This is a genomic window from Microbispora bryophytorum (assembly GCF_043197435.1).
Taxonomy (GTDB): domain Bacteria; phylum Actinomycetota; class Actinomycetes; order Streptosporangiales; family Streptosporangiaceae; genus Microbispora; species Microbispora bryophytorum.
The window spans coordinates 296,441-314,051 of sequence record NZ_JBICTF010000006.1 but is presented as its reverse complement, the minus strand read 5'-3'; the positions used below and the strand labels follow the sequence as shown (position 1 = coordinate 314,051).

Genomic DNA, 17,611 nt, shown 5'->3' with positions numbered 1-17,611 from the left:
ACTCAGCACCCGGGCGTTCGACGAATTTCATGCGGAGAGTAATTATCCGGCGGATCGGAGGCCTATTGGGGAAACCCCTACATCTCCCGTCCCGCCGTCCGGCGGGCAACGGTAGGGAAAACCCCAATATTGCTCCGGGGGTGGTCGGGCCTAGCGTGTGCATCGTTTCGATCACGTGAGCAGTGGAGGCGCGTTTCATGCCCACCGCCCCCGTCCCGGCCATAGAGGCGGTGCAGGGTTTCGTCCCGAGCCGGTCGGTCGCCATCGAGGAGGTGGCCGACCGGCTCGGGATCAACCGGCACCAGCTACGGGTGTTCCAGCGCGTCCACGGTCTGGCACGGCTGCCCATGGATCCGGACCTCGACCTCATCGATCTGCTCGTCGCGCCGGCACGGGCACTCGTCCCCACCGCGGCCGACCGCGACCGGATCCGCTACCTGGTCTACGCGCACACCGCCCCGGACGTCGCGCCCGCGCACGTCAGCACGGCGCAGGAGCTGTGCCGCAGGCTGGACCTGCCCAGGGCCGAGGCGTTCGCGGTCACGCAGCAGAACTGCGCCAGCGGGCTGGCCGCCGTCGACATCGCGGTGCAACTGCTGCTGGCGGACGGAGACACCGACGGGCGCGCCCTCGTTGTGACCGGGGAGAAGGCGTCGTCGCGGATCTTCTCGGTGATCCCCAACACGACGGTGATGGGGGAGGGGTCGGCCGCCTGCCTGGTTGGCGTGGCGGGCGCCGGCCGGCGCATCCGGTCGTACGCGGTGCGGACCCGTGGCGAATACGCGCAGTTGTACCGCCCGCAACCCGACGTGCTCGCGGAATTCTTCACCTCCTACACGCCGGCCGTCGTCGAGATCATTCGCCAGGCCGTTCACGAGGCGGGCCTGAGCCCGCAGGAAATAACAATGATCGTGCCGCACAACGTGAACAACTCGTCGTGGCGGGGCGTGATTCGGGAGCTGGGTTTCGGGGTCGAGCGAATATATCTCGACAACGTGCCCCGATATGGCCATTGTTTCGGATCGGATCCGTTCATCAATCTCGCCAGCATGCGTGACGAGGGCCGGCTGCGCGACGACGGCGTGTACCTGCTCGCCGCCGTCGGCCTGGGCGCGACGTACGCCGCGATGGTGATCGGCGGATAGGAGGGAACACGCTGTGACACGTGAGAGCACGGACTACCTCCGGCGGCTGAAGACCGCGCTGACCGGGGACCCGGCCACGCCTCTGGCGTTCCTGTGCAACTTCGAGGTGGAGGCGCAGTGGGCCCGGCACCATGTCGGCCTGCCGGCGCCCGCGGCGACGCCCACGGCGATCGTCCAGCGGATGGAGGAGCTCGGCATCCTGCTCGCCGGGCCCGGCGACGTCCTCGTCGTCAAACACGCGCCGGACGAGGGCTACCTCCGCTACCTGGAGGAGGATCTCGGGGTCGGCCTCCCGGCGGTGCTCGTGCCGGAGACGACCACCGAGGACAGGCCGACCGCGGAGGATCTGCTGAACTCTCCGCGCGCGCTCGACCGGCTGAGCCTTCTCGGCCGGCGGGGGGCACGGCTCATGCCGATGGGGACCTCGGAGTCCGAGGAGAAACTGGCGGTCTCCGCCCAGGTGCCGCTGGCCGTGCCGGACGCGACGACGTTCGAGCGAGTCAACAGCAAGATCTACAGCCGCAGGATCACCGAGGAGCTCGGGCTGCCCGCCGTGCCCGGATGGTGCTGCGAGTCGCTCGGCGAGCTGCGGGACGCGCTCGCCGAGGCCGCCGGCGTCCCGGGGGCGGTGGTGGTCAAGGACGCCTACGGAGTCTCCGGCAAGGGCCTGGTCGTGCTCGACACCCCGGCCAAGGCCGACCGGCTGCTGCGCATCGTGGAGCGGCGCGCGGCCCGCACCGGTGACGACCGGCTCGCGGTGGTGGTCGAGCGCTGGATCCCCAAGCGCGCCGACCTGAACTACCAGATCACCGTCGACCGCCGCGGCGACGTGCGGTTCGACTTCGTCAAGCAGGCGTTGACCGAGCGCGGCGTCCACCAGGGGCATCTCATGCCTCCCGATCTCGGCGCGGACCAGCACGCGCTGCTGCGCCGCGCCGCCGCGGAGGTCGGCGGCCGGCTGGCCGCCGACGGGTTCTTCGGGGTGGCGGGCATCGACGCGATCGTCGCGGAAGACGAACGGGTCCACCCCGTTCTGGAGATCAACGCGAGGCTCAACATGTCGACCTACCAGGGCGGGATGACCGAGCTGTTCCATCAGCCGGGTCACGTCGCCCTGGCCCGGCACTATCCGGTGCGGACCGCGGCGCCGATCGTCTTCGACGACCTGCGCCGGGTCCTCGGCCCGCTGCTGTCCCCGGCGCCGGGCGGCCGGGTCGTCGTCACCTGTTTCGGCACCGTCAACGCCGGCACCGTCAACGCCGGGACCGGTGACGGCCCGCCGTACCAGGGCCGGCTCTACACCCTGCTCACCGCTCCCGACCACGACCGGCTGGCGGCGCTCGACGAAGCCGCTCGGGCCGCCCTGTCCGGTGTGCTACAGCCCAGGGAGGGCTCATGACCGACGCGTACGCAGTCCAGGGCATCCCGGTCGCGGATCTCGCCGATCGGTTCGGCACCCCCCTGTACGTCTACGACGCCGAGGTGCTGGCCGAGACCTACACCGCGCTCCGGCGCCGCCTCCATCCGGCCGTCGACGTCTTCTATTCAGCCAAGGCCAACCCGAACGTCAGCGTCTGCGCCGTCATGCGGTCGCTCGGCGCCGGCCTCGAGGTGTCCTCCCTGGCGGAGCTCGCCACGGCGCGCTGGGCCGGGGCGCAGCCGTCCGACGTCATCTTCCTCGGGCCGGGCAAGTCCGAGGAGGAGCTGCGGGCCTGCCTGGAGTACGGGATCGCGGCCGTCGTCTGCGAGTCGCTCGACGAGCTGGCCGCGCTCGACCGGATCAGCCGCCCGGGGACCCGGGCCCTGCTGCGGGTGAACCCGGCGTTCAGCACCAAGGGCGCCCGGCTGTCCATGGGCGGCAAGCCCCGGCAGTTCGGCATCGACCACGAGCTGCTGCTGCGAAGCGGGGCGGCGCTGCGCGCCCTGCGCAACGTACGCGTCATCGGGATACACGCGTACATGGGCACCCGCATCCTCGACCCGGACGGCATCGTCCAGAACACCGCCGGCATTCTCGCCGCCGCGCGCGAGCTGAGCGCCGAGCTCGGTTTCCCGCTCGAGACCGTCGACATCGGCGGAGGCCTCGGCATCGCGTACTTCGAGAACGAGAAGGATCTCGATCTCGACCAGTTGACCGAGGGGGTCAACGCGGTCGTCGCGGAATTCGCGGCCGAGCACCCGGGCTGCCGGGTGATCATGGAACTCGGCCGTTACCTCGCGGGCCGCTGCGGCACGTACGTCGTCCGGGCCCGGTACGTGAAGCAGTCCAAGGGGGAGTGGTTCGTCGTCACCGACGGCGGGATGAACCACCACATGGCCGCCGTCGGGGTGGGCGGCTTCGTCAAGCGCAACTTCCCCATCCGGTCGATCGACCACCACGACGCGCTCGCCGACCGCCGGTACACCGTCACCGGGCCGCTGTGCACCCCCGACGACGTGCTCGGCCGCAAGGTGGCCCTGCCCGAGGTGCGGCCGGGCGACCTGATCGGCGTCGAACGCTCGGGCGCCTACGGACCCACCTCGTCACCGGTGCTGTTCCTTAGCCACGGCTATCCCGCCGAGGTCCTCGTCTCACGCGCCACCGCACACCTCGTCCGGCACCGCGACACGGTGGAGGACCTGCTGGGCCGGCAGATCCTCGTCGACCCACCGACTATGGCGGCCGGCGGCCCGGAGACGGGCACCGCAGAGACAGCTCCACAGTGATCAGTCCCACAGTGAGAAGGGAAACCCGGCAATGACCCGATCCGAGATCGTCGCAGCCGTCGTCCGGTCCATCGGCGAGGTCCTCCAGCGGGAGATCCCCGGCGTGACGGAGGACACCCGGCTGTTCGACGACCTCCAGCTGGACTCCACGTCGATCCTCGAACTGCTCATGGCCGTAGAGGACACGATGGACGTCGAGATCGACCCCGAGGGCCTGGACATGGACAGCTTCCGGACCGTCGGCACCCTAGTCGACTACCTTCAGGGGCTCGTGGACCTGGTCGCCACCGGCAACGCCGGCTGACGCACGGTCATGTCCCTGTCACTGGAGACCGCGGTCGCCTACGTGCCGCGGGCCGCCCGTCCGTGCCACTTCGAACCCGACATCCTCGAGTTCAACCAGGGCGTGCTCGCGCCGTACGGGATGCGGTTCGATCCGTCGTACGCGGCGGGCGGGAGCAACACCACCTTCCTCGAACTCGCGGAGGGGGTGCTGCGGGAGGCCCCCGGCCCGCTGCCCGCCCCGGACCTGCTGATCGTCGCCTACGCGCTGCCCGACCCGCACGCGCCGGAGAAGACCCTGGCGGCGCACCTCACCCGCGTGTTCGACGGCCGTCCCCTGAGTTTCGCGGTCTCCGAGCAGGGACTCGGCGCCCCGTTCACGGCACTGCGGATCGCCGACGCCTACCTGCGCTCCGGCCGCTGCCGCAGCGTTGTCCTGCTGATCCTCGAACAGACGTCGTTCCCCTACCCGGAGCCGTTCGTCCAGGACGGCGGCCTGGTGGACTCGGCGGTGCTGCTGGCGCTCGGACCCGCCGGCGGCTGGGAGCTGGCCGGGGTCGGCTCCTCGGGCCCGCACTCGCCGCCCACCACCGCGGACCTCGCCGCCCTGCTCGACAAGCCGCCGGGACTGCCGGGCGACGAGCGGCCCGGCGACCGGCTGGTGGTGACCGGCTCGTGGGGTGACTCCCTCGACCTGGGGCCGGCCGGGCCGAAGGCCCACCAGGCGCCTCCCGGCTCCTACTGCACCGGTGTCTGGCTGGAGTTCGCCAGACACCACGAGGAGTGGCGCGACGCCTACCGGACGATCGTGTTCGGCGATGTCGATCCGCGCACCGGCGCCGGCCACGTGGCGACGTTCACCCGTCGCGAGCGTGCCGTCGCCGCCGGAGACAGGCGGGGAGGGCACCCATGACGACAGGCGCAGTGACGACGGGCGCACTGACCACAGGCGCATCGACGACCGGTGGGTTCGGAGACTATCCGGCCCTGCTCGACGCCCTGCACGCCGACGTGGCGTCCGATCGTTTCGTCGCCTCGCCCTCCGGACGCGTCCTCGCGTCGGCGCGGGCGCTCGGCGGGGACGGGACGCGGAGGTTCACCCGCTTCGGGCTCGCGTGCGTGCCCGCACCCGGCGGCAGCGCCCGGGACGACGTGACGGCCGGCCGGTTCGGCGAGGGGCTGCTCACCCTGCAGCGCGAGGTCGTCCACCGGACGCTGACGCACACGATCGCACGCTTGGGCGAGCGGGCCAGCGAGGGCACCAGCCTGCTGACGCGGCCTCAGCTCCAGGCCGACCTGGCCGATGTCGCGATGGAGCTGCAGGAGGCGGCGGCGGAACCGGCGGAGGAGACGGGCCGTGACGTCCGCTGGGCTCGCCACATGCGCCTGACCCGCGCGGGGCGGGTCCTGCTCCGCCTCCTCGGCGGCTACAGCATGCTCGCCGAGGGACCCGGCGTCGATCTGTACCTGGCCGAGGTGACGGGGAACGTCTACCTCCAGCCCGAGGCGGGTGACGGCGATGTCTGACTCCGGCCGGACGGCCTCGGCGTACCACCCGGACAGGTACGGCGGGCGGGCGGGCGAGCTCGAACACTTCCTCCGGGAGGCCGCGCGGGATCTGCGCGGACCGGGCGAGGAGCTCGACGCCGATCCGGACGCCGTCTCCCGGTTCCTGCACCTGCCCGCGGTGCGCGTCCAGCAGCACATGCTCACCCCGGCCCGGTACGCCGGGGGCGGGGATCTCCTGCCGTCCTTCGTGCCCGCCGAGGCCTCGTGCGCGGAGTGGATACTCGCGGCGGAGTGGCTCGCCTACGGCGACCCGGGCATGACGCTGGCCAGCCCGGGTCCGGCCCTGTCGACCGCGGTCCTGCGCGCCCTGGCCGACGAGGCGCAGCGCGACTGGTTCTTCACCAAGACCGCCGACTGGCCCTCGTGGGCCTTCTTCGCGCTGACCGAACCAGAGAAGGGCTCGGCGGCGACCGAGCTCACGACCCGCCTCGACGCCGCCCCCGGCGGCGACGGCTGGGTGCTGACCGGCGAGAAGATGTACATCGGCAACGGCGCGCACGCGCGGGCCGGAGTGGTGTTCTGCAGGCGGGCCCCGGGACCGTGGGGAATCGAGGCCGTCATGGTGGACACTGGCGATCCCGGCTTCCACGCCGAGACGCTCCCGATCATCGGGTTGCGCGGCGCGCGGATCAGCCGGTTGCGGTTCGACGGCATGTACATCCCGCCCGAGCGGATACTCGGCCGGGACCGGCCACGCAGCCGGCGCGGGCTGCAGGGCGCGCTCCAGGCCATGCTGTGGTTCCGGCCGAGTGTGGCCGCGTTCGCCCTGGGTGCCGGGCGGGCGGCCTGCGACTACGTGCTGGAGCAGCGCCCCGCGCTCGCCGGCGCCGACCGCGCCCGGATCGACGCCCTGGCCGACCGGATCCGCCGGTTGCGCCGCCTCCTTCACGAGGTCGCGGCGGAGATCGACGCCGGTTCGCCCAACACGTTCCGGGTCAGCGGCGTCAAGATGCGCGCCGCGCACCTCGCGGAGGACGCCACGATGCTGGCCGCCCGGCTGCTCGGCCCGGCGTCGCTGGTCGAGCATCCGTGGCTGGACAAGCTCTACCGGGACGTACGCGCGTTCGAGTTCATGGAGGGCACCGGGAACATCCACCGCCGCGGCGTCTTCCAGGGGCTGTTGAGGGATGACTATTTCACGCCGCGAGACCGGGACGCCCGTCCCGGACGTGCCGTCGAAGGGGTGATGTGATGCGTGTCGGTGTCGACCTGATGTCCGTCGGCGAGCTGGAGCGGCTGCGTGCGCGCCGCTGGTTCGACGGCTACGCGTTCGCCCCGGCGGAACTCTCGGAGGCCGAGAGTCTGTCGGACGCGCGCGCCGTAGAGTTCCTGGCCGGCCGGTTCGCCGCCAAGGAGGCCGTGCTCAAGGCGTTCCGGATGGGACTGTTCCAGGGCGTGGCGCCACGCGAGATCGTGGTCGCCCGCGCCTCCTCCGGAGCGCCCGAGGTCACGCTGCTCGGCGCCGCCCGCACGGCCGCCGACGCCGCCGGCGTGCGGCATCTCGACGTCTCGATAACACACAAGGGCGATCTGGTCGTCGCGGTGGCGGCGGGCTGGTCATGAGCACATCGGGAGCGGCCGTGCCCATCATCCAGGCCACCGGGCTGACCCGTACGTTCAGGGTCGGCCGCCAGCAGGTCGAGGCGGTCCGGGGCGTCGACTTCGAGGTGCGTCCCGGCGAGATCATCGGGTTCCTGGGGCCGAACGGCGCCGGGAAGACCACGACGCTGCGCATCCTCACCACGCTGCTCAAACCCAGCGCGGGCCGGGCGGTCGTCGTCGGCGCGGACGTGAACACCGACCCCGGCGCCGTCCGCCGGCGCATCGGCTACGTGGCGCAGTCCGGCGGCACCGACGGCAACTGCCGGGTGGCCGAGGAGCTGATCCTGCAGGCGCGGCTGTACGGCATCGCGAAGCAGGACGCGGTGCGCCGTGCCGCCGACCTGTGCGAGCGCCTCGATCTGACCGGGCTCGCGGACCGGCCGATCAGGACGCTGTCGGGCGGGCAGCGGCGGCGCACCGACATCGCCCTCGGGCTCGTCCACCAGCCGCCGCTGGTCTTCCTGGACGAGCCGTCCGTCGGCCTGGACCCGCAGAGCCGCAGCGACCTGTGGACGCACATCCGCCGGCTGCGGGACGACTTCGACACGACGGTCTTCCTCAGCACGCACTACCTCGACGAGGCCGACACGCTCTGCGACCGGATCCTGGTGATGAACCACGGGCGGATCATCGCGGAGGGCACCCCCGACGCTCTCAAACGCCGGATCTCCGGCGACGTGATCAGCCTGACCCTGGGCGGCGACGCCGACCGGGCGAAGGCGGTGCTCGCCGAGTGCCCCGGTCTGGACGAGATCGCCGTGTCCGGGCAGACCGTCCGGCTCACGGCGCGCGGCGGCGAGAAGGCGCTCGTCTGGCTGCTGCGGGCGGCGGACCAGGCGGACCTCGACCTGCGATCCGTCAACATCGCCCGGCCGACGCTGGACGACGTCTTCCTTGCCCTGACCGGGTCCTCGCTCAGCGAGAACCATTCGTGACCGTGGCGCTGCGGCGGTCCCCGACCGTGGAGGAGCTTGCGTGTCCCTCATCCCTGCGAGCCTGCTGATCTTCGCGCGACAGATGCGGCTGTCGCTGCGCTCCCCGGCGTGGCCGGTCATCGGCCTGTTCCAGCCGGCGCTCTACCTGGCGTTCCTCGGCCCGCTCTTGGTCAGGGTGGCCGGTGCGGGAGTCGACGGCCTGCCGGCCGGGGCGGCATGGCGCTTCTTCGTGCCCGGCCTGCTGATCCAGCTCGGCCTGTTCGGGCCCTTGTTCGCGGGCCTGTCCATCATCGCCGACCTGCGATCGGGTGTGTTCGAGCGGATGCGGGTCACCCCGGTGAGCCGGTTCGCCCTGCTCGCCGGCCGGGTCATGAGGGACACCGTGGTCCTGCTCGTCCAGACGGCGGTCCTGCTCGCCGTGGCGTACGCGTTCGGCCTGCGCGCTCCCGCCCTCGGCCTTCTCCTGATGTTCCTGTTCGTCGCGGCCATCGCGGTCGGGCTGTCGGCCCTGTCCCACGGGCTCGGCCTGCTCGTGCGCAACGAGGAGTCGTTCACCCCCCTGCTCAACGCGGCGGCCATCCCGCTGCTGCTCCTGTCCGGGATCCTGCTCCCGATGACGCTCGCGCCCCAATGGCTCGACATCCTCTCCCGGCTCACTCCGTTCCGTTACGTCATCGACGGCATGCGTACCGCCCTGTACGGCGACTACGGCAGCTCGGTCGTCGTGGCGGGCGCCGGGGTCGCCCTCGCCACCGCCGCGTGCTGCCTGGCGCTCGGCGCCCGCCTCTTCGCCAGGAGGAACGCCTGAGGACGGAGACCGGCGACGAGGAGGAGATCACCCAGCGGGTGTCAGATGTCGTCCGGGTGGTTCGGGCACGCACACTCGGCCGCCCGGTCGCCGACGCGCCGCAGGATCGCCAGGGCCTGTTCGCAGCATCCCAGTGCCTGGTCGAGATCGTCCAGGTCGTCATGGGCCGCGGCCGGACGCCCGCACTCGGCGTCGAACCAGCCGGGACCGTCGTCACCACCGGCGGACGCCGCCGGCCGCCCGCCGGCGGCGGCGTGCAGATACCACGTGACCAGCCGGCGCACCGCGGCGGACCGGTCCTCGGGCGATTCGTCGGCCTCGGCGCAGTCGGCGGCGTACAGCCGGACCAGGTCATGGAAGCGGTATCGCGCGCCGCCGGTCTCCTCCAGCAGGTGGACGGCGGCCAGCGCGTCGAGCAGACGCCGCGCGTGCCGGTGGCCGATCCCGGCCAGCGCGGCAGCCGCCGGAACAGCGAGATCGCCTCCGCGATGCAGGCCGAGCAGCCGGAACATGCGAGCGGTGTCCGGATCGAGCGTGCGGTAGGACCAGGAGAACACCGAACGGAGGGTGGTCGCCTCGTCTTCGGTGGTGGCCAGCAGGTCCAGCATCCCGCGGGTGGCCGCGAGCTCGGCGGCGAGAGTCGTCAGCCGCAGCGACGGGCGTGCCTGCGCCCGTTCCGCCGCGATCCGCAGCGCCAGCGGAAGATAGCCGCACCTCCTGGCGATCTCCGCCGCGGCCTTGGGCTCCTCCACGACGCGCCGGCCGCCGATGGCACGGCTGAGCTGGTCCAGCGCCTCGTGCTCCGGCAGCGGCGCGAGCACGACGCGCGCGGCGCCGTCCCTGGCGACCAGGCCGGACAGCCGGCTCCGGCTGGTCACCACCAGCCGGCATCCGGCCGAGCCGGGGATCAGCGGACGTACCTGGCCGGACGTGGCCGCGTTGTCGACGACGATCAGCGTACGTCTGCCGTCCAGAAGGGTGCGCAGCAGGACGGAGCGCGGCTCCAGGCCGGCCGGTATGGACGCGGGGGAGCACCCGAGATCACGGAGGAACCGGGCGAGCACGTCGGCCGGCTCGGCCGGAGTGCCGGTCGGGTCGAAGCCGCGCAGGTCCACGAACAGGCATCCGTCGGGGAATCGGCGGGCGGCGCGATGGGACCAGTGCAGCGCCGTCGCCGTCTTGCCCACACCGGCGGGGCCGGAGACGATCACCACCTGATGGCCCAGCTGAGCGTCCTCGATCTCGGCGAGCGCGGCCGAGCGGCCGGCGAAGGCGCGCGGGGCCGCCGGAAGCTGCGCCGGACGAAGGAAACGTCCGTGATGCCGATGTCGCGCGGGAACGAGCCCGGCAAGGGCGCCCTCGGCCCGGAGCACCTCGTCGCAGCGCCTGGCCACCAGCGGCGTCGGCGGGCGTTCGCCCGTCTCGATCCTGCTCAAGTAGCCCTTGCTGTAATGGGTCAACGCCGACAGGGATGCCAGGGACAGGCCACGTTCCCTGCGTAGATTCCGGAGTGCGACCCCAAACGACGCGTTCTCCATCGAAACCCCAGACTCGGCGAATTCCGGACCGTCGTCACGCGCGGTGCCCAGGGGTTTCGCCCACTGGACCTCCTCTCGATACGCCTCGCTCAAACGATCGTGTTGCCTCAGACGGAGTCCGGCCTGATGGTGGAGGAGAAGGCAATCCCGCGATCTATTGCTATTTAAGCACTGATCGCCTCAATGGAAACATTGACATGGTTTGTACCATATTACGGACAGTAACTTTCTAGATTTCGGCTCTTCCGTTGCGGCGTGCCCGCGGCGGAGTCATCCCGGGACGATCGAGCCGAGCAGCCTGTCCCAGTCGGCGAGGAAGCGGTCGAGGTTGTAGCGGGCCAGTGCGGCCGCGCGGGCGGCCTTGCCCGCCTGGACGGCGAGCTCGGGTTCGTTGGCGTACCGGTCGAGCGCCCGCAGCAGCGTCGGCAGTTTGGTCGAGACGACCCCCGCCTCCGGCGGCACCGCCTCCACGGCCTCGGTGGTGGCGAGCGCGACGACCGGCATGCCGATCATCATGGCCTCGATCAGCGACAGTCCGAGCGAGGTCCACCGGTAGGGGTGCAGGTAGACCCGGCGCCGGGCCAGCTCCGCGTGCATGACGGCCTGCGGCAGGTCCTCGAACGCCTCCATCTCCCCGGACAGGCCGAGTTTGGCGGGCAGGTTCGTCACCTTCATGCCGAACACGTCGAGCGGGGCCGTCGCGGCGAACGTGGGCAGCAGGTCGGTGCCCGCCACCCGCCAGCGCCTGATCGGCTCGTTGACGACCACGCCGGCATGGGCCAGCTCACCCGTGTAAAGGTAGCCGGGGTCGACGACGCCGTGCTCGATGACATGGGTGGAGGCGCGGCCGGAGTCCCAGAACAGGTCGTTGAAGTGGGTGACGTGGACGATCGGGATGTCGTCGCGGTCGGCCAGCGGATGACGGGTCTTGGGCACGTCCCCCGCGGGCGTGTTGTGCTCGACGTAGACGCCGGGCACGTCGCGCCCCAGCCATTCGCGGGCCAGGCCGAGCTCGTGCGGCCGCTGGTAGACGACCACGTCGACGTCCTCGCCGGCCAGCCGGTCGTACGGGACCTCCCGCACCGTGCCGGGCCAGGGATAGGTGTCGGCCCGGCCCCGCCCGTCGGGCCCGCGGTCGGGGGTGAGTGGCACCAGATAGTCGTGCCGCCCGTGCACGAAGGAGGTGGTCCACGAACCGTGGACATGCCAGACCATGATCTTCATCGCGTCGCTCCCCGTCCGTCGTTCCGCCGACCTCGCCACACCGTGTCGCAACACCGTGTCGCCACACCGCTGCCCTCCGTCCGCGGGCGCCTCACCCACCTGCCCTGGCCCTCTCCTCTTCATCCTCCGCTATGAGCTGAATGCCCCCCGAGCACCAGATCGACCGCCGCGGTGAGGTCGGGCGCCACCTCGGGGGCCGCGGCCACCTCCTCCGGCAGCGTCACCGGGGTCGGCACGAGGATGCCCCGGGCGCCGGCGGCACGGGCCGCCTCCACGTCCCGGCCGATGTCGCCGATCACCACGCAGTCCTCCGGACGCACGCCGAGCCGCCGGGCCGCGCGCAGCACGAGACCGGGCGCGGGCTTGCGGCAGTCGCAGCGGTCGCCGTCGTCGTGCCGGCAGATCTCCCACACCTCGAAGGGGCCGAGCAGGGCGTCCACCCGGTCGTTCACGGCGCGCAGGTCCTCCGGGGCGATCAGGCCCTTGGCGACCCCCGACTGGTTGGTCACGATCCCGATGGGGATGCCCTCCGCGCGCAGCCGGTCGAGCGCCTCCCGGGCCCCGGCGACGGGCCGCACGCGCTCGGGATCACTGTTGTAGGGAACATCGTGAATGAGCGTTCCGTCGCGGTCGAAAAGCACCGCGGCGGGTGGACGAGCGGCCTGTGGCACAAGGAACCTCCTGCACGAATCGCCCGCCGGGCTACCCGAGGGACAGATCGGCAAACACTGCCACAACTCCGCCCGCGACTACGCGGAGTAGTAGTTATTGAGTGCATCCCCCACTCACGTCGACTTCTCTACAAAGCAGTGTTTGGAAGCGCTTCTCTCGGTAACCAGACCTCCACTGCGCCACGGAGGGAAACCGATGCGGTTCTTGGGGATAAACGCGATTTTCCATGATCCGGCCGCCGCGCTGGTCGTGGACGGTGAGGTGATCGCCGCAGCGGAGGAAGAGCGCTTCAGCCGCCGCAAGCACGGCAAGCGCCCGGTCCCGTTCTCCGCCTGGGAGCTGCCGGAGCTGGCCGCCGCGTGGTGCCTCGAACAGGCCGGCCTGCGGCCCGAGGACCTCGACGGCGTCGCCTACTCCTACGACCCCGCGCTCGTGGTTCCCGCAGGCCCCGGGCAGGACGAGCGCTGGGAGGACCTGCGCACCGCCTACGCACTCCGCGCTCCCGCCTTCCTGGCCACCGCGCTGCCCGGCCTCGACGCCGCCCAGGTGCGGTTCGTCCCCCACCACATCGCGCACGCCGCGTCGGCCGGGCTGGCCGCGCCCTACCGCGAGTCGGCGGTGCTGGTCTGCGACGGCCGTGGCGAGGCCGTCTCGCACCTGGCCGGGCACTACCGGGACGGCGAGCTGACCGTCCTGGCGAGCCAGGCGCTGCCGCACTCCCTCGGGCTGATGTACGAGGACCTCACCCAGCACCTCGGCTTCCTCCGGTCGAGCGACGAGTACAAGGTGATGGCCCTCGCCTCCTACGGCGAGCCGCGCTTCCTGCGCGAGATGCGCGAGCTCATCTACCCGACGGGCGACGGCGGCTTCCGGGTCGAGGCGATCGACTGGAGCGTCTACGCCAAGGCGCTCGGCAAGGGCGAGAAGTGGACGGCCGACCACGCCGACCTCGCCGCGAGCGTGCAGATCCGCCTTGAGGAGGTGCTGCTCGACCTCGCCACGTGGCTGCACGAGCGCACCGGGGCGCGCCACCTCACGATGGCCGGGGGAGTGGCGCTCAACTGCGTCGCCAACACCCGCCTGTTCGCCGAGGGCCCGTTCGAGGAGGTGTGGGTGCAGCCCGCGGCGGGCGACTCGGGCACCGCGCTCGGGGGTGCGCTGCACCTCGCGCAGGCCGGCGGCGACCCCGTCACGCCGATGCCCGGAGCCGACCTCGGGCGGGGGTGGACCGACGAGGAGCTGGGCGCCTGGCTCGACGTCGCGCGCGTGCCGTACGAACGCCCCGCCGACCTCGCCGCGACCGTCGCCGCCGAGCTCGCGGCCGACCGCGTGGTCGCCTGGTTCCAGGGACGCGCCGAGTACGGCCCCCGCGCGCTCGGCCGCCGCTCTCTGCTCGCCCACCCTGGCAACCCCCGCAACACCGAGCGGCTCAACGACGTGAAGGGCCGTGAGCAGTTCCGCCCCATCGCCCCGATGGTGCTGGCGGAACGCGCCCCGACGATCTTCGGCAGAGGCCCGATGCGGAGCCCGTACATGCTGTTCGTCCACGACGTGCGGCCGGAGTGGCGCGACCGCGTCCCCGCGGTGGTGCACGTCGACGGCACGGCCCGGATCCAGACCGTCGAGCGCGGCCGCGACCCGCTGCTCGCCCGGCTGCTTGAGGAGTTCGAGGCGCGCACCGGGCTGCCGGTGGTGGTCAACACGAGCCTCAACACGGCCGGCCGCCCGATGGTGGACGACCCCCGCGACGCGCTGGAGTGCTTCGGCTCGGCCCCGGTGGACGTGCTCGTCCTCGGTCCGTACGTCGTGCGCAGGGGGGCGGTGTTCGCCGGATGACGACTGAGACGACCCGGGAGATGAACGCGGCTTCCCCCGGGGAGCCGCACCGAGAGACGGGACCGGCCGTCACGGTCGTGATCCCGACGATCGGCCGGCCGAGCCTGGCCGCCACACTCGCCGCCGTCGGCCGCGTTCATGGTCACGGGCCCGAGGTGATCGTGGTGGACGACCGGCCGGGCGAGAGTCCGGAGCCGCTGCCGGTGCCCGGCCGCGTGCGCGTGCTCAGGTCGGGCGGGCGCGGCCCGGCCGCCGCGCGCAACGCCGGATGGCGCGCCGCGACGACGCCGTGGGTGGTGTTCCTCGACGACGACGTGGTGCCCGGCCCCGGCTGGGCGCGCGCGCTGACGGACGACCTCGCCCGCCTGCCGGACAACGTCGGCGGGAGCCAGGGACGGCTGGAGGTGCCGCTGCCCGCGGACCGCCGCCCGACCGACGCCGAGCGCAACACCGCCGGCCTGGCAGGCGCGCACTGGATCACCGCCGACATGGCGTATCGCAGGACCGCCCTGGAGACGACCGGCGGGTTCGACGAGCGCTTCCCCGGGGCGTATCGCGAGGACGCCGATCTCGCGCTGCGGGTCGAGCGCGCGGGGTTCTCGCTGGTCAAGGGGGAGCGGCTGACCCGCCACCCGGTGCGCGACGACGGCTTCTGGTCGAGCGTGCGCCTCCAGCGCGGCAACGCGTCCGACGCGCTCATGCGGCACGTGCACGGCCCCGACTGGCGGGTGATCATCGGCGGCCACCCGGGCAGGCTCAGGCGGCACGCCCTCACCACCGGCATGGGCCTGCTCGCGCTCACGCTCGCCGCCACCGGGGGTCGCCGCAGGCGGCTCGCCGCCGCCGCCGGGCTGGCGTGGCTCGGCCTCACGGCCGAGTTCGCCCGCGCCCGCATCGCCCCCGGCCCGCGTACGCCGGAGGAGATCGTGCGGATGGCCGTGACCAGCGTGGTCATCCCACCGGTGGCCTGCGCGCAGCGGATCGCAGGAGAGGCGAGGGTGCGGACGGGCACGACGGGGAGGCGCTCGTGATCGGGACCGCTCTGGTGGTCCGGCCCGACAACGCGGGCGACGTGCTGCTCGCGGGGCCCGCCGTGCGCGCCGTCGCCGCCGGGGCGCGGGAGGTCGTGATGCTCGCCGGCCCGCACGGCAGGGCCGCGGCCGAACTGCTGCCCGGGGTCGACCGCGTCCTGGAGTGGCGCGCCCCGTGGATCGACCCCGAACCGGTCCCGATGACCTCCGAGCACGCGGCCCGCCTGGTGGAGCAGGTCCGCGCCGTCGGCCCGGACGTGGCCGTCGTCTTCACGTCCTTCCACCAGTCGGCGCTGCCGGCGGCCCTGCTGCTGCGGCTGGCCGGAGTGCCGCGGATCGCCGCGATCAGCGAGGACTACCCCGGCTCCCTGCTCGACGTGCGTCACGTCGTGGACGAGAGCGTGGACGTCCCCGAGCCGGAGCGCATGCTCGGCCTCGCCCGCGCCGCCGGTTTCGACCTCCCGCCGGGCGACGACGGGCGGCTCGCCGTGCGCGGCCCGCTGCCGGACGTGGAGCACCTCACCGGTCCGCCCGGCTACGTGGTGGTGCATCCCGGCACGACCGCGCCGGCCAGGGCGTGGCCCGCCGAGAGGTGGGCGGAGGCGGTCGAGGCGCTGCTGGCCGCGGGCGAGCGGGTCGTCGTCACCGGCAGTCCGGGCGAGCGGGCGCTGACCGCGCTCGTCTCAGGGCCGGCGCTCGGCTCCGGTTTCCCTCTCGGCCCCGGTTTCCCGCTCGATCTGGGCGGGGCGACCACCTTCGCCGAGCTCGCCGCCGTGCTCGCCGGGGCGTCGGCGGTGGTCGCCGCCAACACCGGCCCGGCCCACCTCGCGGCCGCCGTCGGCACGCCCGTGGTCAGCCTGTTCGCGCCGGTCGTGCCCGCCGCCCGCTGGGCGCCGTACGGCGTGCCCACGGTGGTGCTCGGCGACCAGGGCGCCCCCTGCCGGGGGAGCAGGGCGAGGATCTGCCCCCTGCCCGGTCACCCGTGCCTGACTTCGATCGGCGGCGAGCAGGTGGTCGACGCGGTGCGCCGCCTCATCCCGGCCGAAGAGGCGGTGAAGGAGAGGGTGCCATGAGGATCGCCCTGGTGTCGGAGCACGCCAGCCCGCTGGCGACCCTCGGCGGTGTGGACGCCGGCGGGCAGAACGTGCACGTCGCGGCGCTGGCCCTGGCCCTGGCCGAACGGGGCAACGAGGTCGTCGTGCACACGCGGCGGACCTCCCCCGGCCAGCCGGACACCGTGCCCATGGCGCCCGGCGTCACCGTCGAGCACGTGCCGGCCGGACCGGCCGAGCCGCTGCCCAAGGACGAGCTGCTGCCGCACATGCCCGAGTTCGGGGAGCACCTGGCCCGCAGGTGGAAGGCCGAGCCGCCCGACGTGGCGCACGCGCACTTCTGGATGAGCGGGCTGGCCACACTGACGGCGGCGGAGCCTCTGCGGATACCGGTCGTGCAGACCTACCACGCGCTCGGCACCGTGAAGCGGCGCTGGCAGGGCGAGGCCGACACCAGCCCGCCGAGCCGGCTCGCGATCGAGCGCGACATCGGCCGCCGGGCGGTCGCGGTCATCGCGACCTGCTCCGACGAGGTGGGCGAACTCGTCGCGATGGGCGTGCCGCGCGACCGGATCGCGGTCGTGCCGTGCGGCGTCGACCTCGGCCTGTTCCACCCGGACGGCCCGGCCGCCCCGCGCGGCGACCGGCTCCGGGTGCTGAGCATCGGCCGCATGGTGCCGCGCAAGGGGGTGGACACCGTCGTGCGCGCGATGCGGCAGGTGCCCGGCGCCGAGCTCGTGATCGCGGGCGGCGACCCGGGCGACGAGGAGGGGACGCGGCTGCGCACGCTGGCCGACGGCCTCGGCCTCGGCGACCGGGTCCGGCTGATCGGCAGCGTGAGCCGGGCCGAGGTGCCCGCCCTCATGCGCTCCGCGGACGTCCTGGTGACCGTCCCGTGGTACGAGCCGTTCGGCATAGTGCCGCTGGAGGCCCTGGCCTGCGGGGTGCCGGTGGTCGCCTCGGCGGTCGGCGGCCACCTCGACACCGTCGCGGGATGCGGCGTGCTCGTGCCGCCCCGGCGGCCGAGCGCGCTGTCCCGCGCGCTCTGCGATCTGCTGGTCCGGCCCGGCCTGCGGGCGGCGCTGTCGGCCGCAGGGGCCCGGCGGGCCCGCGCCCGCTACGGCTGGCCCAGGATCGCCGAGCAGACCGAGTCCGTGTTCCGGAACCTGACCGGCGGGCGCCTGGGCGCCCTCGCCGCCGCGGGAGGCTGA

17 protein-coding genes are annotated in these 17,611 nt (G+C 72.9%); 14 read left to right on the top strand and 3 right to left on the bottom strand.

The features are described from left to right. Positions 1-197: 197 nt before the first annotated feature. Genes ACGFIB_RS22270 through ACGFIB_RS22225 form a run of 10 tightly spaced genes read left to right on the top strand, consistent with a single transcriptional unit; the run spans position 198 to position 9,047 of the window. The gene (locus ACGFIB_RS22270; protein ID WP_142573795.1) at positions 198-1,145 is read left to right on the top strand and encodes a ketoacyl-ACP synthase III family protein; all 948 of its coding nucleotides are present in this window, start codon (positions 198-200) and stop codon (positions 1,143-1,145) included. A 13-nt stretch (positions 1,146-1,158) separates the two neighbouring features. Next, positions 1,159-2,544, top strand: a complete 1,386-nt coding sequence (locus ACGFIB_RS22265) for a preATP grasp domain-containing protein (RefSeq protein WP_393374595.1) — start codon at positions 1,159-1,161, stop codon at positions 2,542-2,544. Further along, positions 2,541-3,851 (top strand): type III PLP-dependent enzyme, encoded by a 1,311-nt coding sequence (locus ACGFIB_RS22260; RefSeq protein ID WP_393374592.1) that lies wholly within the window; start codon positions 2,541-2,543, stop codon positions 3,849-3,851. The genes ACGFIB_RS22265 and ACGFIB_RS22260 overlap by 4 nt, the downstream gene beginning before the upstream one ends. Before the next feature lie 31 nt (positions 3,852-3,882). Next, positions 3,883-4,155: an acyl carrier protein gene (locus tag ACGFIB_RS22255; RefSeq protein WP_142573789.1), complete on the top strand. Its 273-nt coding sequence runs from the start codon at positions 3,883-3,885 to the stop codon at positions 4,153-4,155. 9 nt (positions 4,156-4,164) lie between these two features. Further along, positions 4,165-5,046 (top strand): hypothetical protein, encoded by an 882-nt coding sequence (locus ACGFIB_RS22250; protein WP_393374588.1) that lies wholly within the window; start codon positions 4,165-4,167, stop codon positions 5,044-5,046. Beyond that, positions 5,043-5,660, top strand: coding sequence for a hypothetical protein (locus tag ACGFIB_RS22245; protein ID WP_393374585.1), 618 nt, complete (start codon positions 5,043-5,045; stop codon positions 5,658-5,660). The genes ACGFIB_RS22250 and ACGFIB_RS22245 overlap by 4 nt, the downstream gene beginning before the upstream one ends. Then, positions 5,653-6,894 carry an acyl-CoA dehydrogenase family protein gene (locus tag ACGFIB_RS22240; protein WP_393374582.1) on the top strand — a complete coding sequence of 414 codons (1,242 nt, stop codon included), beginning with the start codon at positions 5,653-5,655 and terminating at the stop codon, positions 6,892-6,894. Before ACGFIB_RS22245 ends, ACGFIB_RS22240 begins: the two co-directional genes overlap by 8 nt. Further along, entirely contained in the window at positions 6,894-7,265 is a 372-nt protein-coding gene (locus ACGFIB_RS22235) for a holo-ACP synthase (RefSeq protein ID WP_142573781.1), read from the top strand. Before ACGFIB_RS22240 ends, ACGFIB_RS22235 begins: the two co-directional genes overlap by 1 nt. Before the next feature lie 23 nt (positions 7,266-7,288). Then, positions 7,289-8,239, top strand: coding sequence for an ATP-binding cassette domain-containing protein (locus ACGFIB_RS22230; protein WP_142574020.1), 951 nt, complete (start codon positions 7,289-7,291; stop codon positions 8,237-8,239). Positions 8,240-8,279: 40 nt separating this feature from the next. After that, the gene (locus ACGFIB_RS22225) at positions 8,280-9,047 is read left to right on the top strand and encodes an ABC transporter permease (RefSeq protein WP_208762366.1); all 768 of its coding nucleotides are present in this window, start codon (positions 8,280-8,282) and stop codon (positions 9,045-9,047) included. A gap of 41 nt (positions 9,048-9,088) precedes the next feature. On the opposite strand, the gene ACGFIB_RS22220 is transcribed toward ACGFIB_RS22225, so the two are convergent. The 3 genes from ACGFIB_RS22220 to ACGFIB_RS22210 form a co-directional block, all read right to left on the bottom strand. Continuing rightward, on the bottom strand, positions 9,089-10,585 hold the full coding sequence (locus ACGFIB_RS22220; RefSeq protein ID WP_393374579.1) for an ATP-binding protein: 1,497 nt from the start codon (positions 10,583-10,585) through the stop codon (positions 9,089-9,091). 270 nt (positions 10,586-10,855) lie between these two features. Beyond that, on the bottom strand, positions 10,856-11,809 hold the full coding sequence (locus ACGFIB_RS22215) for a glycosyltransferase (RefSeq protein ID WP_393374576.1): 954 nt from the start codon (positions 11,807-11,809) through the stop codon (positions 10,856-10,858). 119 nt (positions 11,810-11,928) lie between these two features. After that, complete coding sequence (locus ACGFIB_RS22210) at positions 11,929-12,480, bottom strand: D-glycero-alpha-D-manno-heptose-1,7-bisphosphate 7-phosphatase (protein ID WP_393374574.1); 552 nt, start codon at positions 12,478-12,480, stop codon at positions 11,929-11,931. Positions 12,481-12,676: 196 nt separating this feature from the next. Here ACGFIB_RS22210 and ACGFIB_RS22205 point away from each other — a divergent pair, with 196 nt between their 5' ends. The 4 genes from ACGFIB_RS22205 to ACGFIB_RS22190 are packed head-to-tail and all read left to right on the top strand — an operon-like array spanning position 12,677 to position 17,611. Then, entirely contained in the window at positions 12,677-14,317 is a 1,641-nt protein-coding gene (locus ACGFIB_RS22205) for a carbamoyltransferase family protein (RefSeq protein ID WP_393374571.1), read from the top strand. Then, positions 14,314-15,348: a glycosyltransferase family 2 protein gene (locus ACGFIB_RS22200; RefSeq protein WP_393374568.1), complete on the top strand. Its 1,035-nt coding sequence runs from the start codon at positions 14,314-14,316 to the stop codon at positions 15,346-15,348. The genes ACGFIB_RS22205 and ACGFIB_RS22200 overlap by 4 nt, the downstream gene beginning before the upstream one ends. Next, on the top strand, positions 15,345-16,421 hold the full coding sequence (locus ACGFIB_RS22195) for a glycosyltransferase family 9 protein (RefSeq protein ID WP_357264364.1): 1,077 nt from the start codon (positions 15,345-15,347) through the stop codon (positions 16,419-16,421). Before ACGFIB_RS22200 ends, ACGFIB_RS22195 begins: the two co-directional genes overlap by 4 nt. Next, positions 16,418-17,611, top strand: a complete 1,194-nt coding sequence (locus ACGFIB_RS22190) for a glycosyltransferase (protein ID WP_191049724.1) — start codon at positions 16,418-16,420, stop codon at positions 17,609-17,611. Before ACGFIB_RS22195 ends, ACGFIB_RS22190 begins: the two co-directional genes overlap by 4 nt.